Origin of the sequence: Prolixibacter bellariivorans ATCC BAA-1284, from assembly GCF_000621705.1 — a bacterium.
In the GTDB taxonomy this organism is placed as follows: Bacteria; Bacteroidota; Bacteroidia; order Bacteroidales; family Prolixibacteraceae; genus Prolixibacter; species Prolixibacter bellariivorans.
In genome coordinates this window covers 187,751-212,771 of sequence record NZ_JHXO01000010.1, presented here as the reverse complement: position 1 = coordinate 212,771, position 25,021 = coordinate 187,751, and the positions used below count along the sequence as shown (strand labels likewise).

The following is a 25,021-nucleotide window of genomic DNA, read 5'->3' as shown; positions in this document are numbered from 1 at the left end:
TTTGCCTCGTTCCAGTGATATCGTGTTGTTTTTTAACCCGAAACAGCCGTAACGAACAGGAAAAATGGGTTGGGAAATCTCTTCAACCTGGCATCAGGAGTACTCTTTAGTCAAGTCTCACTTTGTTTCGCCAGGCAGTTTATGAGATTCCGAAGCCCTGTGCACTATTCATGCACAGGAACTTCGGTTGTTATCTCACATCAGAACTAAATTGTCTGTTTTTTATTGAGCAGGAAGCCAACGTGGGTCACCTACCTGATTGTCGATTAATGTTTGATTACTGATGGTAAAGTCGCCGTTAGCTGCATCTGCATAATCCGGATCTTCCGTTGTGTAGTTGCTTGAATTATCAATCAACACAGTTCCATTAACGGTGAAATATCCGTCAGCGTTAAAGTAGTTGTTGTATGCACAAGCAGGTTGTGAAGTTGCCGATTGGTTCGAGTATACCGAAATTCCCATATCTGTCAGGAGGTTATTCTCTGACGTGATTTGGTTCTGTGACCAGCGAACGTAGAACATCCGTTTGGTGGATGAAGAGCTGTTCATCACATTATTCAATGTACAATGATTTACATTGATTACCGGCATGTTGGTTCCATCATCATAGGTGTTTCCTTTCGTATCACCGTCCATGCGGATGAAGTCGCGGGTATTTAGTGTAGCACAATTGTTGAACGTACTGTTGGTCACAGTCAGACTTGCCACATAAGATTTACGGAAGTCGATGAAGTCACCACCGCTGTTGTATACATTGCTGACAATACAATTATCGACAACGATAGAATCGATCTTAAACTGTGAACCTCCATCAGAGATGAAAGACTTTTCGTATGTGTCAATTGTACAGCCAGTCACAGTTAATGATCCCAGCGTTGCAAAATCGCTTGTGCTAAACTGGATAGCAGAACTGAGGGTAACATCGGCATTCGTAGAATCAACGTAAGAGCCTTTCAATACGAGACCGTCAAGAGCTACGTTCGTCGCTCCGTCAGCTATATTGATTTGGTTATGAAGAACGGGCGGGTCGTATGAGTATACCGCTTTAATCGAAATGGATTTATCAATGGTAAGGTCTCCAGCCGATGCTGTATATTCTCCCGGGAACAGAGCCAATACATCACCGTCTTTCGCTGCTGCAATCACTGCGGCTAGATCATCGGTTGGGTGAACGGCAGTAGCGTTTCCGATATCAACCTGAGTTTTGAATTCGACTGTTCCCCGAATTTTTGTTCCGTTGTAAAGAGTAACGCTGTATTGTGTATCACCAGTGAGTCCTGAAATTGTCGCTACACCGTCGGTCTTTTCCTGATCGGTAATTGTACGATTGATATCACCCGGGTTAATCACAAAGTTAGTTACAGTACTTCCGGCCGGCCATCTCAGTGTTACACTCTTGGCCATAATGTCTGAATCGGCTAATGCTTCGAAGATGTTTTCCGGGTCGGTTTTGAAGGTGAGCATGGCCCAGTTCGATTCGGAAATACTGTCGCTGATACCTTTCAACCTGGCAGAATAGCGTGTATTCCCATCCAATGTAGTACTGAACGGATTTTGGGCAGGTGTAATTGTGTCTGTTTCGATGATATTATCGAATACCAGGCTATCCTGGCTGATTTGCACGACATATGCCTGGGCATCTCCGCGTTCGTCCCAGCTCAGCTCGGCTGTCGTCATATTTCGTATTCTTGCCTGAAAATTAAGAGGCGTGAATACCCGATCGAATTTCAATTGATCGATTACTGCCGGAATGTTGTCTTCGCACGACGCAAAGATCATGGAGAACAGTCCGATAATAATAGCTAATGTTATATGCTTGTTTTTCATGAAGTTCAAATTATTAATAACCATAGTCATTAGTTAATTTACCGTTACTTGCATCAATAAATACCTGCCAGATTGGCCAGAATTCATGTGCGTCAGGATCCTGAGCATAAATGGATTCTACTTTGGTGTCGACCAGGTTAGATGGATCGGCCCAGGTGGTATTGTAAGCGTAGTCACCTGATTTATCATCGGTTTCACCCCTATTCAGACCATACATTTTAAGGGTTACGCCGTCATCGGCATAATCATAGTAAATTTTGGAAGGAACGTCTGCATATTCGCCGGTTCTTGCCCGCAGGTTATACATTTTTGCTTTTGCTTCGTCCAATTTGTTTTTGAGCAGGTTCCAGCGAATCAATGATTCTTTTCTCACCATTTCGCCGGTGAATTCCAGTTTGTTCTCATTCACGATAGCGTTGAACATGGCGTCTTTGGTCGTCAAACCGTTGATATAATCATCAACTTCTTGTGCCCATGCACTTTGTGGGAAAGCCCTTTCCCGAATCATTTTCAGGTATGGAGCAGCTGCAGACGGGCCGTTTAGCTCGTTGGCAGCTTCAGCAGCCATCAGGACAACTTCTGCATAGCGCATGTAAATTTTATTCACACCGTCATCATTGGTGGAAGTTACATAACGGCTCATCCACTCGTAGCGGTATTTACCAAAATACCAGGTATCGATGTCGGAAAGTTCCTGCTGAGCAATGCCTGTATTCGGATCGGCTACTCCCCAGTAATAAGGAACACAGGTAACGTCGCGACGGGTATCCTGAGAATTGTAATCATAATACATGAACGGAAGGGGGCCAGCTTGTCCACCACGGGCCTGACCGGTAAACTGGTCAACACTTTTGTGTCGAACAGCAAACGTAAAGAGCATCCGGCCACGTCCGTCAGAGAACGGTATTTCCCATAGGGCCTCATTTCCGGCGGTAATTACATCCTGACAGTTGTTTTTGAAGACGGTTTCAAAGGAAGGCTGCAAATGAACCGTTCCACTGTTGATCACATCCTGGCATTCCTGCAAAGCGATAGGGTACAGTTTTTCAACCGATAAATCGGGATCGGTACTTCTGTGGATACCGTCAGGGTATTGTGAGTAACCGGCAGCGTTCATGCACAAACGAGCACGGAAGCCTTTTACAAAAGCTTTACTGATGTGCTCCACATCGTTTGTTGCACTGCTTTCATTTGGCCAGGCAACCAGGTTTTCAGCTTCACCCAAGTCAGCAATCAGCTTTTTATAGATGGAGTCGCGGCTGGTTTTGGGCAAGTACAGTGTTTCTGTTTTAATTGGATCGAATCGGGCAGGCACATCACCCCAGGTTTTCACCAGGTCGGCGTAGTACACAGCCCGCAAGGTTAAAGCTTCACCGAGCAGTTGTCCCATATTCGTTCCCGGCTGGGGATCACCATAGGTCCGCAAGCCTTTGATACACATATTAGCACGTTCAATACCTTCGTACATCTTTGCCCAGGCATTGTTGGTGGTGTTCATCTGGCTGTTGGTAGCAGTAGCTGCATAAACGCACAAATCAGCTTTTCCGTCAGGATATTTTTCCGAAGAATTATACCATTCTACGTCGGTATTCATGCCATACCAGGGAAGGTATCGGCCACGGTAGGAGTTGGTTTCTCCAAAGTCGATTTTGATGCCGTCGACTGCTCCTTTGGCTAAATCATACGTCGAAAAGATGACTGATTCATCCAATGAAGATTTTGTAGGCGCATCCAGATAGTCCTTGGTACAGGACGTTACCGCGCCCGCAAAAAATATTGCTATGATATATATTAAATTTTTCATATTCAATGTCATAAGTTGGATTAAAAATTAAGATTCAAACCAAACACGATTTGCCGGCTTCTGGGATAAGCAGAGTAGTCAACACCCGGAGTAAGCGGTGTTTTACGACGGGTTGAAACTTCCGGATCGAAGCCGGAATAGTTTGTCAAAAGGAATATGTTATACCCGGTTACGTAAAATCTCAGACTCTTCACGTTGACTTTCTGAGTCAGATTGGAAGGCAGAGTATATCCCAGTGTTAAAGTGCTCATACGAAGGAAAGAACCATCTTCTACCGCCCAATTGCTGAATACAAATTGCCTCATGTACGGCGACCACATGGTGGTATTGGCATTCATTGTTGCTAACGTTGACGGATCAGTAACCAAACTTCCGGTTGCCTTATCGATGTTGGTCCATCGTTTGCCATCTGCCATGATGTCAATCATATTGCGGTACTGGTAACGCTGCGTTGCGGTTGCATACTCAATTTTGTTGGCATTGTAAATGTCATTACCATAACTCCAGTTGAATACGCCCGACAGGTCAAAATTGTATATCCGCGCATTCAATGTCATACCTCCTGTGTGTTTTGGATTGGCATTACCGATAATGGTCCGGTCGTCGGCGTTAACCATGTTGTCATTACCGGTGAGGTTTTTCAACTTCATCACACCGGGAGCCAGTGTGCCAACAACTTCGGAATCATCAACAACACCATCTTTCAGAATCCATTGTCCGGTAGCGGCATCGTATCCCGAGAAATCGGAAACTTCATAACGTCCGTCAGCAACGTAACCATACATTTCACCAACAGAGCCACCAACAGCAATCCAATAGTCGTTACCAATGTCGGTTGAGGCCCATCCAGATGATTCACCGAAGTCATCCATCACACCGAGTGATTTGATTTTATTGCGGTTGAAGCTGATATTGAAGTTGACGTTCAAACCGAAGTTTTTCTTGTTCAGGGCCACCCAGTTCACGGAAGCTTCCAGACCTTTGTTCTGGGTTTCACCCATGTTGCGGTACTGATAATCGTAACCTGTTCCGGCTACAGGGAATTGTATCAGGAGATCTTTGGTATTGTTCATATAGGCTTCGAAAGAACCATTCAAACGGCTGTCGAACAGTGCATAGTCTAAACCGATGTTACGGGTGTAAGTTGTTTCCCATTTTAGGTCGGGATTTGCCATCGTTTTGGATGGTGACCAATAAGTTGAAACCCCGTCAATCCAAGCAGACGTGTTAGAAGCAAATGACTGGATTAACTGTCCTGAAGGAATATTATTATTTCCGGCAGTACCGTAACTCAATCTCAGTTTCAGGTCACTCAACCACGATTGAGTATTTTCCATAAAGCCTTCCTGGGAAATTCTCCAGGCAAACGCAGCTGATGGGAAATATCCCCAACGGTTGTTTTTGGAGAACTTGCTGGAACCATCAGCACGGAAAGTTGCCGATAAAATGTATTTGTTTTTATAGTCGTAGTTCAGACGACCAAAGAATGAAAGCATTTTGTCGTCAGGACTATAGTAATTGTCGGTCGAGTATGGAGTTCCCTGACTTGTTAGTTTGAACGCTTCTTTTGAGGTAAATTGTTTGGGGAAACCCTGTATTACATCAGTTAACTTGTTATTTTGTGTTTGCAGGATTTCTTCACCCAGTAGCAGTTTCAAGGTATGATCCTGGGGGAGGAATTTTTTAAAGTCATAATTCAGCGTATTGGTATTTCTTATACGCTGGCGTTTCTGGTTTTCAAGAATAACTGCCGGCATACCCTGCTGATCGGATGCGGGAACGTTATATACATAGTAAGTTGTCAAACCATAGAAGCGGTTGCTGTTGTAGTCATAAATATCCAGTCCGATATCTGATTTTAACTTCATGTTTTCGATAGGTTCCCAGGCAAAACTACCCGCCATATTGTATTGTTTCCGGTATTGTTTCCGGTCGTTATCGTAAGTAGCAGTGATCGGATTAATCAGGTAGCTGTAAATGTTGTCATCGGAAGCTGAAGACGCCAGACCTTGCAATGGAACCGGTGTATAAACGACGCTATGTTTCAGACGTGAATCGGCGGAAGACACTTCTTTTTGCTCATTGGTACCACTACCATCGATTTTTGTATCTGAATAACGGAAAGAATAAGAAAGCTGAACTTTTTTATTCGGGTTGTGATTAAGCTTGAGTGAGAGATAATCACGGTTAAATCCCGAATTCATCATAATCGCTTTCGTATTTACGTGAGCGTAGTTAAATGCGTAGTTAAATTTATCGGAGCCACCGCGAATACCAATGTCGTGGTGAAAAGTTTGTCCGGTACGTCCGAATATCTGTTTTTGCCAATTGTTGCCAACTTTTCCTTTATACTGGTCGATATCCTGGTAAGCACCAAAATACTTGGTAAACGAGTTGAGATCATCAGGTGTTGTACCATACCGAAGTGCAGCATATTCATACTGCCAGTTAACAAAATCTTCCGGGTTAAGGGTTTTCAGCGTTTTTTCTATTTGACTGAATCCCAGGTAGGCATTATAGGAAACAGAAACTTTTCCTACTTTACCACTTTTGGTGGTGATGATGATTACACCGTTTGCACCACGGGAACCATAAATAGCGGTAGAAGAAGCATCTTTCAGTACGTCGATTGATTGAATATCAGAAGGTGCGATATCTGAAATACTGTTGACAGGAAATCCATCGACAATAAACAGCGGCGAATTGTCCTGGGTGATGGAACCTCCGCCACGTACCCGGATGTTAATTTGAGCGTCGGGCGAACCTTCGGTTGACGTAACCTGGACTCCCGCCAGTTTACCCGTAATAGCTTCGGCTGCAGTTGATACCGGTATGTTTTGAAGGTCAGAACCCTGAACCGAGGCTACAGAACCGGTGATGTCTTTTTTCTTCACAGAACCATACCCAATTTTGACTATTTCATCTAGTTCTGTTGAGCTGGTAACGAGTTGTACATCAATTACCTTTTTGCCACTTACCGGAACGTCCAGAGTTTTGTAGCCAATGAAAGAGAATTGGAGTGTAGCATTAGTCGGAACACTCAATGAGTAATTACCATCCGGATCGGTGATGGTTCCATTGGAGGTTCCTTTTACTACAACATTAGCACCAGGAATACTTTCATGGGATTTTGCGTCGGTTACTTTACCAGTAACGGTAATGTTCTGGGCGTATGCACCAGATGTAACCAGTAAAAATAGACCTAACACAAGAATTCCTACGCGGGACATATGCCAACGCAGGCTTTTCTGTTTTTCTTTTTTAAAGTCTGTCATACTAATAAGAATTGATTTAGTTTTTTATTTCAAGGCATGCGAGAATGAAGGGCCCCACGCCTTTGGGATCATTGTCCCGTACAGGTTCCTTTATATAATATTCATAGGTTCCATCGCGATATGGATTTCCACCTAATCCGGCCACAGCACATACATTGGTCAGACTAATGGTTCCATCTTTATTTTTTTTGATAAAATTTTTCAGTATTCCATCAAAGCCTTTTACTGCTACTGCTTTGTAGCTTGAATCGATATAATGTAATCGGGTAGCTTTGAGGAGGGTATATACAAACATGCAGGATGCTGAAGCTTCCAGATAATTACTTTCCCGGTTTCTCTGGTCCAATACCTGATACCAAAGCCCCGATTTTTTATCCTGCCATTTTGTAATACCAGCAGCTACCTGATTTAAGATGGTGATGAGTTTGTCTCTCCGCGGATAGTTTTCCGGAATGAAATCGAGAGCATCGACCAGTGCCATGGAATACCATCCCATAGCTCGTCCCCAGAATTGTGAAGAACAGCCTGTTGCTGGATTGGCCCAATGTTGCTCTTTACTTTCGTCCCAACCGTGATAGTTGAGGCCAACCTCGGAATTGTAGGTGTGCTCGTTAACAATCAGGAATTGGTTGATGACATCCTCAAAGTCCTGTGGTTCGTTGAATACCTTTGCGTATTGCGCGTAGAATGGAGCTCCCATGTACAAACCATCGAGCCACATTTGGTTGGTGTACCTCTTTTTATGCCAAAAACCACCTTCGGAAGTCCGGGGTTGGTCGTTCAGCTGGTCACGAAGTATAAAGATGGCTTTCTTGTATTTTTCTTCGTGCGTTTGTTCATAAAGCGGGAATAAAAACTTGCCGGAATTGAGTCGGTCGAGGTTGAAGTCACTTCGTTTGTATCCTTTTATCGAACCGTCTTCACCAATAAATTGGTCGGCATAGGATTTTGCATAGTCGAAGTACTTTTGGTCGCCAGTCACGTTCCAAAGCTTCATCATCGACGAAGCAATCAATCCACCGGTGTAATCCCATTTTCCTTCAGGTTTGAAATCAACCGAAGCAGCATTAGGAAAGTGTGCGATCTCCGAATCGGCCATTTTGATGGCCATCTTCAGACCAACGTTATCAGCCGATTGATCTTTTTTATCCGACTGTACACATTGCGTGAAGATAAGTCCCAGTAAAAACAAGGTCAGAGCTTTCCCTCTGAACATAGTCAGTTTCATAGTGATTCGTTAGTTGACAAGCTTTTTATTCTGTTCTTATCAGAAAAGAATATTCACAAGTATGGTTAATGCGAGAAGTAATACAACCAGAATGATGGTGATTCCCCATGATGATTTTTTCAAATCATGTCGCATTTGATCCATAAAAGTGTTGCCCATTGTTAAGCGTGCCATTATATCCGTTTTCGAAATTATAAGTAAGTATCTGCTTGATGTGGCTAATAATTCCCAAAGAGGAGGTTATATGTTCCCCGGGCGGGAAATTCTTCCCAAATGAGGGGGATTATTTTCCCATTGAATGTATATGGAAAGGATAGTGCTAGTTGCAATTATCACACTTTCTGTGTGTTATGGTGGTGTTGGGCTTTTTGAAAAAATCTTATGGAAAGTGAACATTAAAATGGCTTTTTTGGGGCCCGCAAAACAGATTTTTGCGGTTTCTATTCTTCTGCAAAAATGATGAGCATGGATCTTTTACTTCTATAAGCCTCGATTAATTCCTGATATCGGATTCATGTTTCTGCCTATACTCGGTTGCATTCATTCCGTATTGTTGTCGGAAACATTTCCGGAAATGGGATAAATCCTTAAAACCAACTGCATAGGCAATTTCACTGACGGTCATCCCATTCTGTTGTAGTAATTGCGATGCGCGTTTTAGTCGGATGTTTCGAATAAACTCCTTGACAGTCATATCGGTCAGCGCGTGAAGTTTTCTATACAGTTGCATCCGGCTAACTCCAACCTCCTGTGCAAACCTTTCGATATCCAGCTCTGCATCCGAAATGTTGCTTTCGACAGCCTCCACTGCTTTATGGAGGAATTTTTCGTCGGGAGAAGAGATAACGATGTTTCTCGGCTGTAAGGTGATTTCCCCCGAATATTTTTCCTTGAGGGAATTCCGAACCGAGAGCATATTCTCAATTTTTGTTTGAAGAATGGCTAAATCGAAAGGTTTGGTAATGTAATCGTCAGCACCTGCCGACAGGCCTTTCATTTCGTGTTCCTTGGAATGAAGAGCTGTCAGGAGCAGGATCGGAATGTGTGATGTTCGCTCATCCAGTTTTACCTTTCTGCAGAATTCGAAGCCATCCATGTCGGGCATTAATACATCGCTGATGATGACATCTGGTACGGTATCCAATGTTACTTTCCACCCTTCTTTACCATCTTTGGCCTGGATAACCCGATATTTGTCTGTGAAATGACCGGCAATAAGATTTCTCACATCCGGATTATCTTCCACCACCAATAAAATATTGGAATGAATTGGATCGAGATTTTGCTCAGCATTTTTCTCTACCGGTACCTGTACCGTATTCTCGGGTGATGTAATTTCTTTGGGATACTCAGATACCCGAATCTCCTTTTCGTAGGGGATTCGTACAGTAAACTTACTGCCTTTGCCCGGTTTACTTACCAGGAATATTTTTCCTTTGTGCAGTTGCACCAGTTCTTTTACATAAGCCAGACCGATGCCTGTCCCTGTTTGTTCGGCTTTGTCGTTACTCGACTGAAAGAAGCGGTCAAAGATTTTGGCAGCGTTTGATTGGGAAATACCTTGTCCGTTATCGCGAACCGAAAACTCGATGTACTCTTTGTCCGGATTTTCGTTGGTTAAATCATCCTCATCCGAATCGAATACCAGCGAAAGGTTGACGGTAATTTTCCCACCTTTATTGGTGAATTTAAAGGCATTGGAAAGTAAATTGTTCAGTATTTTCTCAATTTTGTCGGCATCAAAACGAGCGACCAGCCTTTTTTTCAGTGCATTGTAGCGAAGGTCGATTTCTTTATCTTCTGCTAAACCGTCGAATGAATGGACAATGTCGGCTGCAAACCGAACAATGTCTCCCTGCGAAAGTTCCAGTTTTAGGTTACCCGATTCAAGTTTTCTGAAGTCAAGCAACTGATTGATTAACCGGTTCAGATGGGTGGTATTCCGGTACATGACATCCAGGTAATTCTTCAATTCCTGTTGAGGAACCTTTTCGTTTTTCAACTTCTCAAGCGGGGCCATGATTAACGTCAGTGGCGTTCGGATCTCATGTGAAATATTGGTGAAGAATTTCAGTTTCATGCTATCCAGCTCCCTTATTTTTCGGGCTTTCACTCGTTCGATGACCAACTCATTTTTTATTTTTTCACGATAGATGAAGAAACGAATGAGCAAATATATCAGCGCTCCAATGGTGATTAGGATAAGAATCCTGAACCAGACAGTTTTCCAGTAGGGGGGCAGGATAGTCAATTTTAGGTTCAACTCACTTGCATTATTCTTCACTCCGGGAACGACCCGCTTGATGTGTAACGTGTAATCACCCGGGTCGAGGTTGGTGTAAGTAGCGGTACGATTAATGCCAGGGTCGCTCCAGTTTTTATCAAAACCCTCCAGGTAATAACTGTAAAGGTTGCTTTTGCTGTTGATATAATTGAGGGCTGCAAATTCCAGCGTAAACACATTCTGGTTGTAGTGCAGTGTCAGATGTTTGGTCTCTGAAATGCTCTTCTTCAGAATCGCCTTCTTACCGGAGCTTATTTTGACATTCTTATTGAAAACCTTCAACGAAGTCAGTACCAGTGGAACGTTTTTATCATCAATTTTCACGTCAGCCGGGTTAAACATATTGAATCCGGAAATTCCTCCGAATAAAAGGTCACCATCGGAGGCTTTGTATGCCGCTCCGTACGAAAACTGGTTGTTGATTAAGCCGTCTTTGCTTGTGTAATTATGAAATACGCCGGTCTCCGGATTAAATTTAGAAAGGCCGTTTGAGGTACTGATCCAAAGTTTATGATTGTCGTCCTCCAGAATGCACAACGCCTGGTTGTTGGTTAGTCCGTCCTTCACACCGTAATACCGAATCGGTCCGCTCAGGCGTGAATACTGTGCAAGTCCGCGGTCGAGGGTCGCAAGCCAGCATCGGCCTCTCGAGTCTTCCAGAAAAGCCTGCGTGTTGTCGCTGAAGCGTTTTATCTTTTTGCTTTCGGGATTATAAATCACCACTTCATCTTCGGTGCCCAGCCATATATTGTTGGACGAATCCATACTGACCCAGCGAACGAATTTGTTATACGCCAGTTGCGGATAATGGACAAAGACCTTTCTTTTCGGGTCGAACCGGTCGATACCACTCATGGTTCCTACCCATATGTTCCCTTTGTTGTCGAGCAGCAGGGAGAAAACTTTATTGTCCGTCAGACTTCGTGAATCGGATGGTTCATGCTGGTAATGCTGAATAACTTTTCCGGTTTTCTTATCGAGAACATCAATTCCGCCTAAGAAAGTTCCAATCCACAGATGGCCTTTTTTGTCGTCCAGGAAAGCTTTGACACAATTCCGGGAAATGCTCTGCGGGTCTCCCGGTTGGGTCATCAGATAGCTGTACCGACCGGTTTTCGGATGATAGATATTCACACCGCCATCTTCGGTTCCTATCCAGATGTTCTTCAATGAGTCCATCCACAAAGCATAGACAATACCGCTGTTCAGGAATTTATGGCTTTTGTCGGAAGGGTGGGCACTAAAATTCCGGAATACCTGTTTGCTTTTAGCCAAAAGGTTGAGACCGCCCCGCGTGCCAATCCAGGTTTCCCCCCGCTTGTCATTGAAAATGTCCAGAATAGAGTTGTTGATCAGACTTGTATATTCACGGTCGTCGTGGCGGTAAAATGCTTTGGTTCCGTTTTTCCTGTTATAAACATAAATGCCGCCCCGGGTTCCAATCCAGTAGTTACCAAAAGCATCGACGGAAATAGTTCGCACAGTTTCCGTTCGTTCGTACTCTGGCTTCAACTCCAGCGGTTTGATGGCCCATGTTTTGGGATTGACAATAAAGGCACCGTTGGAGTAAGTTCCAATCCACATCGTTCCGTCTTTGTCGCGGAATATTTCCCAAATTTCATCAGTCTTGCCTTTTGTCAGCGGCAGCTTCAACGGTGTAATGGTGTAGTTCTGCGGGTTGACGATGAATACGCCTTTATTGGTTCCTGCCCAAATGTTCCCGTCCTGATCGACCTGAACAATCCGGACGTGCTCTCCGCTCAGGTTATACGTTTTGCCATTGGTTTGCCAGTTCAGCGCACTCAGCTGACCATCTTTGTCAATGATGTAGATGTTATTGTTGGTTCCCAGCCAAATGTTTCCGGCTTTATCTTCCAGAATATCGTTGATGGAAACGTCTCGTCCCTTGAAAAGCGGATTGTTCTCGTACGGATGATAGAAACATTCCTTCTGACGGTCGAAATAGTTTAATCCCCCGTTTTCGGTACCTACCCAAAGATTCCCTTTCTTATCCTCGAAAATGGCACGCACCAGGATGCCTTTCAAACTCAAACTATCGGAGTGCGCATGCTGATAGTTGGTAAACTCATAGCCGTCGAAACGACTTAGTCCCTGGCTGGTACCAAACCACATCCAACCTTCGTGGTCCTGATAGATGATTTGAATATGATTATCGGGCAGACCATTTTCCTGCGAGAAATAGTCAAAACTCATTTCATTCTGCACAGCCAGTGCAGCGGGAATATGCCCAAAGAATATAATTCCTAAGGATAGTATTAAGAGTGCAAGCGATTTCATTTCCATCTTTCGAGAATAGGGGCCTCCTTCACTAATCGTTCATCCGTAACTACTTACAAGGTTCTTTTGGTTTAGCGGGGATGAAAATATCAATAATTCTCAAGAATATAACAAGGATTTACCTGACAATCATCCTTGTTATCAAAGGTATTGTGTTTTTCAATGCTCGTTTCGGAAGGAATATTGGTTGATAAATATACGGCGCTTTTCATTTTTTGTAAAATAATGAAGCCGGTTGCCTTTGAAAAGTTGTCATTAAAAAAAACGACTATCTGAAAAAAGAAAAAATTAGCGGGCGGAACTTTTGATCACGGCTTTGGCGGGAAGGAAACGGCTCGTGGACTTTTGATCATGGCTTTGCCGGGAAGGAAATGGCTCATGGACTTTTGATCACGGCTTTGGCGGGAAGAAAATGGCTCATGGACTTTTGATCATGGCTTTGCCGGGAAGAAAATGGCTCGTGGACTTTTGATCATGGCTTTGCCGGGAAGGAAATGGCTCGTGGACTTTTGATCATGGCTTTGCCGGGAAGAAAATGGCTCGTGGACTTTTGATCACGGCTTTGCCGGGAAGGAAACGGCTCGTGGACTTTTGATCATGGCTTTGCCGGGAAGGAAATGGCTCGTGGACTTTTGATCATGGCTTTGGCGGGAAGAAAATGGCTCATGGACTTTTGATCACGGCTTTGCCGGGAAGGAAACGACTCATGGACTTTTGCTCACAGCTTCCCCGGGAAGTGGACGGCGCATGATCAAATGATCATGGCGTCCCCGGGAGTTAGATAGCGTCTTTCGTATTTGATAATCGAATTTCGATTGTCATTTAACAATGCCTTCTTTAACTAAATATTCAGCAATTTGAACTGCATTCAGTGCTGCACCCTTTAGAATCTGGTCGGAAACCGTCCAGAAGGTAAGGCCTTTCGGGTTGCTGATATCCTTCCGGATACGGCCCACAAATACTTCGTCTTTCCCCGAAAGGTATAAAGGCATTGGGTATTTTTTCTCAGCCGGATTATCGATAACAACAATTCCTTCAGCTTCTTCAAAAGCTCTGTGTGCGGCATCAACTGAAATTTCCTTTTCGGTTTCCACCCAGATCGCTTCGGAGTGAGAACGCATAACCGGCACACGGACAGCGGTGGCGCTAACCTGCACGTCGGAGTGCATAATCTTCCGCGTTTCGTTGTACATCTTCATCTCTTCCTTGGTGTAGTCGTTGTCGAGGAAAACGTCGATGTGCGGAATCACGTTGTTGACCAGTTGGTACTGGAATTTCTCGACCGTTGGGTCCTGGTTGTTCGCGACCTCTTTTGTCTGCTCTTCCAGTTCGGCCATGCCCGATGCACCCGCACCACTGGCACTTTGGTAAGTGGCAATGTGAACCCGGGTAATATGCGACAGCTTCTCAATCGCTTTCAGCGCAACCACCATCTGAATGGTTGTACAGTTCGGATTGGCGATGATCCGGCGCGGCATGTTTTTGCAATCTTCCGGATTTACCTCCGGAACAACCAGCGGCACGTCAATGTCCATGCGAAATGCGCTGGAATTATCAATCATCACCGTTCCGTGCTTGGTAATCGTTTCTTCGAAAGCCTTCGAAGTACTGGCTCCGGCAGATGTAAGTGCAATATCGATGTCTTTAAAATCGTCACCTTCTTTCAGTTCCTTCACCACCAGTTTCTTTCCCTTAAACTCGTAGGTCCGGCCTGCACTCCGGGCAGAGCCAAATAAAACCAGTTCATCCATCGGAAAATTCCGCTCGGCAAGTACCCGAAGGAACTCCTGTCCGACAGCACCACTAACACCAACAATTGCTACTTTCATAATACTACTGAATTTACTAACTTGAATATAACATTGTCTGATTTACTTGATCGAGACACAGCTACAACGCCAAAATTAATTTTTTTCCTAACGATAACCTTACCATGCGATCAACGTTTACGATTATTTTACTTACAATTTGTAAGTTGACCAATCTATTCTCTGCAACATTATTCCTCGAAAACTTCGAAAGCGGGCATCTTGATAGCTGGAGAACCTGTCAAAGCTGGGCCCTGGAGAGTCAGCAAGTGGTCAACGGAGACTACTCACTACGTCATTTTGTGTTTGGTCGGGGTGGAGAAAGTTATATCAGTCACTCCATTGATGAAATCGATTTGAATGCCGGCAACTTTAGCTGGCAGGTAACACTTTCCAATGGCGACTGGGCTCCTGCAGACGATGAAGCTTTCGGATTTTGGCTTTGCGCCGATACGACCGAATTGTCTGTTGCTTCAGGCTATGTGGCTGGTGTTAACCTGATGGCCAAAGACAACCGCCTGACGCTGGTTCGGTTTCAAAACGGAGAACCGACGGAGGAAATTCTAAAAACCCGGATGGTTTGGGACGAGGGAAAGACAGTGATATTGAAAATTTCTCATTCATCACAAGGTATCTGGCATTTTTCCTACCGGGATAAAAGTCGCAGTAGCTGGTCGGCAGAATATAAAGAAGTGGAAGAAACTCCCTCGTTGATCATGCAGGCCACGGGTGCATATTTTCGATTTACCGCATCACATAGTGGGCAATTCTGGCTCGACGATATTGTGGTTGATTTTGAGAATACATCTCCTTTTATCCGAACTGTTACTGCTGTATCTCCACAGGCAATCAAAGTGCAATTCTCCGAGAAAATGATTAATGATGCGCTTTCTTTGCAAAAGTATACATTGGAAAGTAGTCATAATACTCCTGTGAATATCAGTCATGTTCGTTCGGAGCGACTTTATCCTGCTGCCGTTTTTTTGGAAATCGAACCGCCGACGGATTGGGAGTTACGGTTAGCAATCAATTCCATTTCCGATGAACAAGGTTTTGCTTTAAACGATACCACTATCGTTTTTCCGTTTGCCTTGCCGGCCCAATTGGGTGATATCGTTTTCACGGAAGTAGTGGCCGATCCATCGCCGTCGCAGGGATTGCCGGAGGCAGAGTTTATCGAACTATTCAATAATAGTGGATTTCCTGCAAAAATGGAAGGCTGGAAGCTTCACATCGATGACTCGGAAAAGGAATTACCTCCGTTTATCATGGCTCCCGAAAGCTATGTTTTGTTGGTTGGAACCGGCGACAGCACGTTGTTGAGTGATTACGGAACGGTGTATGAAATTCCCGGCCTGTCGCTACGAAACAGCGAATTCGCTCTGACACTCTTGTCAGACAAAGGTGAATTACTGGATTCGATGTATTACCGCAATGATCTGTTCGACGCAGAAAAAAGGGATGGTGGTTGGTCGTTGGAACGAATCGATCCCAATCGGTTGTGCGGTTCCTCCGGAAACTGGATGGCCTCGGTGGCTATGGCAGGTGGAATGCCGGGCGCAGCTAATCCAATGCAGCAGACCAACCCCGATGAAATTCCGCCTCAGGTGTTGGGCATTCGGGTAGAATCGGATCAACAATTATCGGTTTGGTTCAGCGAGTCGCTTTCGGCTTCGCCGGATATTTCTTTTCCCGGAAAGGATTTTCATGTTGATAGTGCGGTTGTTGCCAATAATCAGCTGGTCAAACTCTTCTTCCCTGAAGGAACATTTCAGGAAGGAGGGGCTTATACGCTTCACCTTTCCGCTTTCGCGGATGAGTGTGGCAATCAAAGTGCGGGTGGAGATTTTGATTTCACCTATCGTTTTTTACATCCGGGTGAACTGAAATTGAGCGAGGTCTTGTTCAATCCATATTCGGACGGAGTTGATTTCGTGGAGCTATATAATACGTCTTCTGAGGCAGTCGATTTGAGTGGCCTTTATCTTGCCACCCGGAACGATTCGCTGGCACTGAAGCAGGTTTCATTGATAGCTGATGCGCCACGAAGTTTGGATGCGGGAAGTTACGTGGTTCTGTCAATCAATACAGAATCTGTATTAGATCAATATTTTACCGAATGTCCCGGGTGTTTTGTCGAAATGGATGAATTTCCCTCACTTCCGGACGATGCCGGGAGAGTAGTTTTGTTGAATCGGCGAAAGGAAGTTTTGGAGGAGTTCAGCTATAATCGTTCTATGCATCATCCATTAGTGGCAAACGAATCGGGTGTTTCGCTGGAGCGGAAGAGTTTTTCGAGGGAAGTTAGCGAGCGGGATAACTGGCATTCGGCGGCGGCAACAGCGGGATTCGCGACACCAGGATATGCCAATTCATCGTTTGCAGAGGATGAGTCGATTGCCGAGTGGCTGAAGGTTGAGCCCAAAATCTTCTCGCCAAACGACGACGGTTACAACGATCGACTAATCATTCACCTTTCTCCCGGGGAACCGGGATGGGTAGCCAACATCCGGATTTTTGATACGGCTGGCCGCGAAATCCGGCGGCTGAGCAATAATGCGTTATTGGCTTCAGCCAGCGAACTTGTGTGGGACGGACGAAAAGAGGATCACCAATTGGCTGAGTTGGGAATATACATTATTGCCGTCGAGGCCTTCAATCCATCGGGACAAACTAAATCCTTCCGAAAGACCTGTGTACTAACCGATCGCATCAATTAACATGTATGAAGGTTTATATATATTTAAACTAGTTCTAAATCAGTGGCTCATAGAACTTAATGTATGATTGACATGATCTTTTTCGTTAGTTTTAAGTCTGAAATAAATTGAACCAAACTATGAAGCGCAGAGATTTCATTCGATCAAGTGTGGGCGCCGGCGTAGCAACCGGAGCAGCCCTGAGTTTAGGCGGAGCCAACAGTTTACTGGCGGCTGAGGCTGAGACAGATGTTGACCTTGTGGCCATTCGTGGGGGAGAGCCTGACGTAATGTTCGACAAGGGAATTGCTGCATTGGGAGGGATGTCCCGTTTTGTGAAGCCCGGACAACGTGTTTTGGTAAAACCGAATATTGGCTGGGACCGGACGCCGGAAAGAGCTGGAAACACCAATCCGAAACTGGTAAAAAGAATTATTGAGCACTGCCTGGATGCCGGAGCCAAAGAGGTATTGGTATTCGACCATACTTGTCACGAATGGTCTAAGTGTTACAAACACTCGGGAATTGAGCAGGCAGTAGCTGAAGCAGGAGGAAAGATGGTTCCTGGTAACAGTGAGAAATATTATAAACAAGTGAGTGTAACGGGAGGCGTCAAGCTGAAGCAGACGGATGTTCATGAGTTGATGCTCGATACCGACGTGTTTATCAACGTACCTGTTTTGAAGAATCACAGCTCGTCCAGGGCGACCATTGCCATGAAGAACCTCATGGGATGTGTGTGGGATAGAGGCTATTACCACAAGAACGACCTACACCAGTGTATCGCCGACTTCCTGCATTTCCGCAAGCCCGATTTGAATGTGGTGGATGCCTACCGCATGATGAAGCAGAATGGCCCGGTAGGGGTTTCGCTGGATGACGTGGTGACTTTGAAGAGTCAATTAATTTCCACAGACATTGTAGCCATTGATTCGGCCGCAGCCAAATTTTTGGGCATGGATCCGGAAAAAATCAATCACATCAAGCTTGCCAGTGAAGCCGGGTTTGGTACCATGGATCTGAGCAAACTTAAGATTAAGCGGATTGTCGTGTAACGTTTTCTCTAGCTGATTTTCCTAACGAATAAGATTCGATGAAATTATCCATATTAAAAAAAATCAGGGTCGTACTGGCCCTGTTCTTTTTTCTGTTACTCTCGGCTGTATTCATTGATTTCCGGAGTACTTTCGGCGAGGCTTTTTATCAATGGGCTGTTTCGCTGCAGTTTGTACCGGCTTTGCTGAAAACCATTACGGTAGCTGGTGTGGTTGCATGGGGATTAATAGCCGTTTTAGCGCTGACGCTTCTGTTTGGCCGGGTATACTGTTCGGCCATTTGTCCGTTGGGGATTCTACAGGATGTAGTTTCCTGGTTTTCCCGGAAGGTGAAGAAGAAACACCGTTACAAATTTCGTAAGGCATGGACCATTACAAGGTACTCTATTTTGGGGGTTTTGTTACTGGTTGTGCTATTTGGAGGAATTACTTTTCTGACCTTGCTCGATCCGTACAGTTTATTTGGGCGAATCGCTTCCTATCTGTTCAAACCCATCGTGGTTTGGGTGAATAACCTGGGCGCAGCCGCGCTTTCATCGGCCGATGTATACTCGATTCTTTACCAATATGACCTGGCACCGATACAGTTGACTGTTCTGGGAACTACATTGCTGTTTTTCATCCTGGTCATTGTCATGGCATTCAACCGGGGAAGGTTGTATTGTAACAGTGTTTGCCCGGTTGGAACCGTGTTGGGTTTTCTGTCGAAATATTCCCTGTTCAAGATTGAATTAGATCACGATACTTGCACACAATGCGGCAAGTGCATGCGTGTTTGCAAGGCTGAATGCATTAGTATCAAACACCAAACGATTGATTACAGCCGCTGTGTGGCTTGCTATAATTGTATCGATACCTGCCCGGAAGATGCAGCTGTTTACCGGATTTCCCGCAAAGGGAAGAAAGAAAAAACGGTTGAATTGAAACCAGTGGATATGATGGTTGCCGAACCGAAGGGACCGCAAATGGGCAAGCGTAGTTTCCTGTTTACAGCCGGAGTCGGAATGGCAGCTATGGCAGGGCTCGCTTCAGTAAAGAAAGTGCAGGCAGCAGCCACCGTTCAACAAGATTCGACTGTTCATTCCAGCAACGGAGGAAAGATTCCGGAAAACAAGCAATATGCAGTTTCACCTCCGGGCTCCGAGAGCATCGAACGATTCAATGACATTTGCACCGGCTGTTCACTTTGTGTGAGTGCCTGTCCCAGCAAGGTGTTGCAGCCGTCATTCCTGGAATACGGTCTGGCCGGTATGTTGCAGCCGCATATGGATTTCCATGCGGGATTATGCAACTTCGATTGTACCACTTGCGGTGAAGTTTGCCCTACCGGCGCTATTAAGCCACTAACGGTGGAACAGAAGCATGTGACGCAAATCGGCAAAGCGCATTTCATCAAGGCCAATTGCATTGTGGAAACCGACGGAACCGACTGTGGTGCCTGTTCGGAGCATTGTCCCACGAAGGCAGTGCATATGGTCCCTTACGGTGATTTGGTTATTCCGGAAGTAACCGAAGATATTTGTGTTGGTTGCGGTGCCTGCGAACATGCTTGTCCGGTTACGCCGCACAAAGCCATTTATGTCGATGGGAACCCGGAGCATCTGGAGGCGAAGAAGCCGGAAACCGAAAAAGCAGAATCAGATTTGAAGGAGGACGAATTCCCCTTCTAATTGCAAATGATAGGTATTTTTATGAAAGGAGGTCTCAGATGGGGTCTCCTTTTTTATTAACCATTCCATAAAATCCGGTTGATACTTCGCTAGATGATACCCACTATTTTTGTGGCTTCGAATTGATTAGATTATGTGGGCAATCTTTGGCGCGATATCGTCGCTTTTCCTGGGTACATACGATGTGTTTAAGAAGTGGTCGTTGAGAGACAATGCCGTTATTCCGGTGCTCTTCTTTTCGACCGTTACTTCGGCATTGTTGTTTGTACCTTTGCTCTTGCTATCCCATTTCGCTCCTGAAGAATTTGGTCACTCCCTCTTTTTCATTCCCTCCATTCCGATTGAGCAGCATGGCTATATTTTTCTCAAAGCCGTGATTGTGACTTCGTCGTGGCTGTTTGCCTACTTTGCCATGAAGCATCTGCCCATCACCATTGTGACGCCCATCCGGGCTACCGGGCCGGTTTGGACACTCGTTGGTGCCATTGTCATATATTCGGAGCACCTTTCGCCCCTGCAGTGGGTGGGGTTGTCGGTCACACTCCTTTTCTTTTACCTGTTTTCCCTGGCGGGGAAAACCGAGGGAATTCACTTTCGCACCAACAAGTGGGTACTGTTCATTATCGCCGGAACATTGCTTGGCGCGGTAAGCGGCTTGTACGATAAATTCCTCATCCGCCACTTCGACCGGATGGCCGTACAGGCGTGGTTCTCCATCTACCAAGTCGTTTTATTGTTACCAGTACTACTGTTCCTTTGGTACCCGCGCCGAAAAAAGAACACCCCGTTTCAGTGGCGCTGGAGTATTCCGTTCATCGGACTGTTTCTGGTTACCGCCGATTTTCTTTATTTCTATGCGCTTTCGCTGGATGGCTCGTTAATCTCGGTTATTTCCGCTTTGCGCAGGGGAGGAGTGATTATCACGTTTGCCCTGGGAGCTGTTCTTTTCCGTGAGAAAAACATACGGCGCAAATTCGTTTTGCTGTTCGGAATCCTCGCCGGTATCCTGCTCTTGCTCCTCGGAAGCTGACGTTCTGCCGAAAACATCTGCACATCTTATATTAGAGGTACTTACCTTTTCTAATTCTAATCATGATTATTTTTAGCTTTAATCAGGATTAAAAAATAATTTAACCATGATTAAAAATTATTTTAATCAGCATTAGAATAGTAAAAGGTAAACAAAAAAATATCCGAAGGTGCTTACCTCCGGATAAGTTGGTGCGGTTGTTTGTATAATTTTCTCCGTTTTGGTTTCCCTGGAGGATATTTACATCTGCCGTATCAGTTCGCGGATGATGAGTGAAAGTTTCGGTTCGGCTTTCATGGCTACTTCCTGAACTTCCTCATGCGATATCTCGACGATTTCGCCGGGCACACCACTGTCGGTCACAATGGAAATTCCGAAAACATCGATATCCATGTGGCGGGCTACAATCACTTCCGGCACGGTTGACATACCCACGGCATCTCCACCCAGCGTGCGGAACATCTTGTACTCAGCCGGTGTTTCGAAGGTCGGTCCTGCTACTCCAACGTATACACCTTCTTCCAGACTAATATTGTTCTTCAGGGCAATTTTGCGGGCCAGATTCCGCAGGTGCAGATTATAGGCTTCGCTCATATCGGGGAAGCGCGGTCCCAGTTCTTCCATGTTGGGGCCAATCAACGGGTTGCCCGGGAACATGTTGATGTGGTCGGTGAGCATCATAATGTCGCCCACTTTGTAGTTGGGATTCAATCCGCCGCTGGCGTTGGAAACGATGAGTTTACGTACCCCCAGCATTCGTAATACACGTACCGGGAAAGTAACGTCCTGAAGGGAATATCCTTCGTAAAAGTGAAAGCGTCCCTGCATGGCGATAATTTTCTTCCCGCCAAGGTGTCCGAAAATCAGTCTTCCGGCGTGTCCTTCAACGGTCGAAACCGGAAAGTTGGGGATATCGGAATAATTCAGCGAATGCTCGATATCGATTTCCTTTGCCAAACCGCCCAATCCTGTTCCCAGGATGATTCCTACTTCAGCCTCATACCCGGTTTGCTCTTGAATATAGGTCGAAGTTGCTTTTATTTTCTCTAACATAGTTCAGTATTTTTCGATCAAAATTCTTTTTGTCGTCATTCAGGAATTTAATTTCCAGTGGAATATAATGTAAACTCTCTTTTACGATATCGGGAACATGGTTCAACCCTTTAATCCGAATCATATCCTTCTCGGTGGTGATGATTATTTTCCGGGGCGATTGAATTTCAATGAAGCGTTCCTCCACCCGTTCCATGTCCTTATTGGTGAAATTACGGTGATCGCTAAATGCGAGCTCGTGAATTTCGATGGTGTGATGCCGCAGATAATCTTTCAACGGTTTCGGATTGGCAATTCCGGTTACCAGCAACACGGCCGAATTGATATGCGAATACGCCTCTTTTACCTTGCCGGGAAAAACCGGAACCGGAGCACCATATTCCAGCGTTGTGAAGAAAAGATTCTGAAATGGTTTTATATCGAGTTCTTTCGTGATGATGCGCTCGTCGATGGGTTTGAGTTCGCCCGGGCATTTGGTCACGATAATGATGTTGGCACGTACGCGGTTCGACGCTCTCTCCCGTAGTCTTCCGTAAGGTAACAGATGATCCTGCGTAATCAGGCGACTATATTCCGTAAGCAGAATATTTACGCCCGGATTGATGTACCGGTGCTGGAAAGCATCGTCGAGGAGGATGACTTCCGGACGGTGATGTTTTTCCGATTTGAGTAACTCTTCCACTCCGTGTACCCTCTTTTCGTCGACCGCAACGGTTATCTCCGGGAACTTCTGTTTGATTTGCAGGGGTTCGTCGCCCACTTCGCTTACGGTTGAATCGACGCGGGCAATGTGAAAACTCTTGGTTTTACGTTTGTATCCCCGGCTGAGCGTTGCCACTTTGAATTCCTGGGAAAGTAACCTGACCAGGTATTCGGTATGTGGAGTCTTTCCCGTGCCGCCCACCGCAATGTTTCCAACCGAGATGGTAGGTATGGAAAACTCCTTCGAATGGAGGATTTCCATTTCGAAGAGTCGGTTCCTGATGGCGACAACAAGGCCATACAACCAGGAAAGCGGTATGAGTATCAGTTTTTTCACGCGTATTTTATATCCGAAGTAACCAGTAATATTCAGTCGCGAATGAACGTTTCGCGAAGAAGACTAAGTTACTATTTTATCAAGACAGAAAAAAAGGAGAACAACCCGTGTTCTCCTTTTTATATGGCAAAATTAATTGAATTTTTATCGGATTTCAAGCGTGTAGGGTAACATTGTGTATAAACCGTTCATGTGCGAAACACGGTTGATGTTTTCCCAGGTTTTGTATGAGTCACCCAATACATATTCAGACATTTTCACTTTAGCCGCAGTCGAGAAGTTTTTCAGCAGCTCCTCAAACGGGTCCTTCTCTTTCGGTAACTCTTTAATGCGATAATTTTCAACCCCGGCCTGGCTGGCGGCCAGTTTGATGGCATCATTCAAACCACCGAACTTATCGACTAAACCAATTTGTTTTCCATTCTCACCAGTCCAAACGCGCCCCTGACCAATGCCATCGATGTAATGACTGGTGGTATCACGTCCGGTAGCCACTCTTTTCAGGAACAGTTCGTACCCTTTCTCTACGTAATTCTGCATCAGGTCGTGCTCGAAAGGTGTCATAGCCCGGCTAACAGTCGGCATACCCGAGTGTGCGTTGGTATTTACTTCATCGAAGGTAATTCCAATTTTGTTCGACAAGAGGTCGTGGAAGTTGGGAATCATTCCGAAAATACCAATGGAACCAGTAATGGTCGTCGGTTCTGCCATAATGGTACCGGCAGCACAGGAGATGTAGTAACCGCCTGAAGCAGCTAAATCACCCATGGAAACAACAACCGGTTTTACTTTTTGTGTCAGTTCCACTTCGCGCCAGATAACTTCAGAGCCGTAGGCGCTTCCTCCGGGAGAGTTGACACGGAAAACAACAGCCTTGATGGTTGAGTCTTGACGGGCTTTTCGAATCGTTTGTGATATTTTCCTGGAGTCGATATAGTAGGAACCATCACTTCCCGGATCGATTTCTCCCTGGGCGTAAATCACGGCAATTTTGTTTTTCGCCAGTCCTTTACCATCATGTTTCTCCGGTACTTTGTCGTACTTGCCGGGTCCAATGCTGGGAATATCTTTGTTTTCGCTAACACCAGTCAGCGAGCGCAGATCGGCGAGTACCTGATCCTTGTATTTCAGGTTATCGAAAAAGCCTTCGCTTAATGCTTTTTGCGGCATGCGGAAAGTCTGTACTTCATTGGCATAAGCCTGAAGCGAATCGATCGATATATTACGCGTTTCGGAAATTCCCTGAAGAAGATGATTCCAAATACTGTGAAGGTACACCTTGGTTTGTTCGCGGTTGGCTTCACTCATTTTTTCGTACATGAAGGGTTCTACCGCCGATTTAAACTTGTTGTTCCGGCCGCGAATAATCTGCATATCGATGCCGAACTTATCCATGGCTTTTTTGTAAAAAGTCCGTTGTGCAGTGAGTCCCCTGAAATCGAACATGCCTCGGGGATTCATGATTAAGCTGTCGGCAACCGTTGCGAGGTAATATGCTTTCTGAGAAATATTATCAGAATAAGCGTAAATAAATTTGTCAGATGATTTGAAATCTTTCAGGGCATCGCGGATTTCTTCAATGGTAGCATAGCCAGCGCCAATGTCCGAAAGATTCAGATAAATACCTTTGATGTGGTCATCTGTTTTGGCTTTTTTAATGGAACGCAATATCTGATTGAGTCCGGTGGTCGGGCTCGTACTTACTCCGGGGAATGGAATATCCATGTCCTCAAACGGATTATTCGATTTACGATCAACAATGCGGTTATTCAGTTTCAAGGTTAAAACCGAATTATCGGCAACCTGTGGAGTCGACTCGGCAAATGAAGCCAGCGACGACAGAAAGCCAATAGAAACAAAAAAGAAGAGGATAATTCCAACAAATATTGCCAGTAAAGAGGCAAGGAAAATTTTCCAAAAACTATTCATATTACTGAATTTAGGTGTATAG

The 25,021-nt window shown here is 45.1% G+C and carries 14 protein-coding genes; 4 read left to right on the top strand and 10 right to left on the bottom strand.

Annotated features, from left to right (window positions below; all coding sequences use genetic code 11):
* Nucleotides 1-222: 222 nt before the first annotated feature.
* The 7 genes from T426_RS0114270 to T426_RS0114230 form a co-directional block, all read right to left on the bottom strand.
* On the bottom strand, nt 223-1,827 hold the full coding sequence (locus T426_RS0114270; RefSeq protein ID WP_027585885.1) for a DUF5123 domain-containing protein: 1,605 nt from the start codon (nt 1,825-1,827) through the stop codon (nt 223-225).
* A gap of 13 nt (nt 1,828-1,840) precedes the next feature.
* Nucleotides 1,841-3,631 (bottom strand): RagB/SusD family nutrient uptake outer membrane protein, encoded by a 1,791-nt coding sequence (locus T426_RS0114265; protein WP_027585884.1) that lies wholly within the window; start codon nt 3,629-3,631, stop codon nt 1,841-1,843.
* 20 nt (nt 3,632-3,651) lie between these two features.
* Nucleotides 3,652-6,906 (bottom strand): SusC/RagA family TonB-linked outer membrane protein, encoded by a 3,255-nt coding sequence (locus tag T426_RS0114260; protein WP_234406777.1) that lies wholly within the window; start codon nt 6,904-6,906, stop codon nt 3,652-3,654.
* 16 nt (nt 6,907-6,922) lie between these two features.
* The gene (locus T426_RS0114255; RefSeq protein WP_027585883.1) at nt 6,923-8,134 is read right to left on the bottom strand and encodes a glycoside hydrolase family 88/105 protein; all 1,212 of its coding nucleotides are present in this window, start codon (nt 8,132-8,134) and stop codon (nt 6,923-6,925) included.
* A gap of 39 nt (nt 8,135-8,173) precedes the next feature.
* Nucleotides 8,174-8,308 carry a hypothetical protein gene (locus T426_RS26210; protein ID WP_262502885.1) on the bottom strand — a complete coding sequence of 45 codons (135 nt, stop codon included), beginning with the start codon at nt 8,306-8,308 and terminating at the stop codon, nt 8,174-8,176.
* 319 nt (nt 8,309-8,627) lie between these two features.
* Nucleotides 8,628-12,722 carry a two-component regulator propeller domain-containing protein gene (locus tag T426_RS0114240; RefSeq protein ID WP_025865146.1) on the bottom strand — a complete coding sequence of 1,365 codons (4,095 nt, stop codon included), beginning with the start codon at nt 12,720-12,722 and terminating at the stop codon, nt 8,628-8,630.
* A gap of 812 nt (nt 12,723-13,534) precedes the next feature.
* Nucleotides 13,535-14,545, bottom strand: a complete 1,011-nt coding sequence (locus T426_RS0114230; protein ID WP_025863033.1) for an aspartate-semialdehyde dehydrogenase — start codon at nt 14,543-14,545, stop codon at nt 13,535-13,537.
* A gap of 104 nt (nt 14,546-14,649) precedes the next feature.
* Here T426_RS0114230 and T426_RS0114225 point away from each other — a divergent pair, with 104 nt between their 5' ends.
* From T426_RS0114225 to T426_RS0114210, 4 genes are all read left to right on the top strand, one after another.
* Nucleotides 14,650-17,244 carry a lamin tail domain-containing protein gene (locus T426_RS0114225; protein WP_027585882.1) on the top strand — a complete coding sequence of 865 codons (2,595 nt, stop codon included), beginning with the start codon at nt 14,650-14,652 and terminating at the stop codon, nt 17,242-17,244.
* 119 nt (nt 17,245-17,363) lie between these two features.
* Nucleotides 17,364-18,278, top strand: coding sequence for a DUF362 domain-containing protein (locus T426_RS0114220; protein WP_025863036.1), 915 nt, complete (start codon nt 17,364-17,366; stop codon nt 18,276-18,278).
* Between the two features lie 38 nt (nt 18,279-18,316).
* Nucleotides 18,317-19,948: a 4Fe-4S binding protein gene (locus tag T426_RS26205; RefSeq protein ID WP_025863037.1), complete on the top strand. Its 1,632-nt coding sequence runs from the start codon at nt 18,317-18,319 to the stop codon at nt 19,946-19,948.
* 133 nt (nt 19,949-20,081) lie between these two features.
* Nucleotides 20,082-20,978 carry an EamA family transporter gene (locus tag T426_RS0114210; protein ID WP_025863038.1) on the top strand — a complete coding sequence of 299 codons (897 nt, stop codon included), beginning with the start codon at nt 20,082-20,084 and terminating at the stop codon, nt 20,976-20,978.
* A gap of 240 nt (nt 20,979-21,218) precedes the next feature.
* On the opposite strand, the gene T426_RS0114205 is transcribed toward T426_RS0114210, so the two are convergent.
* From T426_RS0114205 to sppA, 3 genes are all read right to left on the bottom strand, one after another.
* Nucleotides 21,219-22,031 carry a purine-nucleoside phosphorylase gene (locus T426_RS0114205; RefSeq protein ID WP_025863039.1) on the bottom strand — a complete coding sequence of 271 codons (813 nt, stop codon included), beginning with the start codon at nt 22,029-22,031 and terminating at the stop codon, nt 21,219-21,221.
* Complete coding sequence (gene lpxK / locus T426_RS0114200; protein WP_025863040.1) at nt 21,976-23,070, bottom strand: tetraacyldisaccharide 4'-kinase; 1,095 nt, start codon at nt 23,068-23,070, stop codon at nt 21,976-21,978. Before lpxK ends, T426_RS0114205 begins: the two co-directional genes overlap by 56 nt.
* A 144-nt stretch (nt 23,071-23,214) precedes the next feature.
* A complete protein-coding gene (gene sppA / locus T426_RS0114195; RefSeq protein WP_025863041.1) occupies nt 23,215-24,999 on the bottom strand; it encodes a signal peptide peptidase SppA in 1,785 nt (594 codons plus the stop codon).
* Between the last annotated feature and the right edge of the window lie 22 nt (nt 25,000-25,021).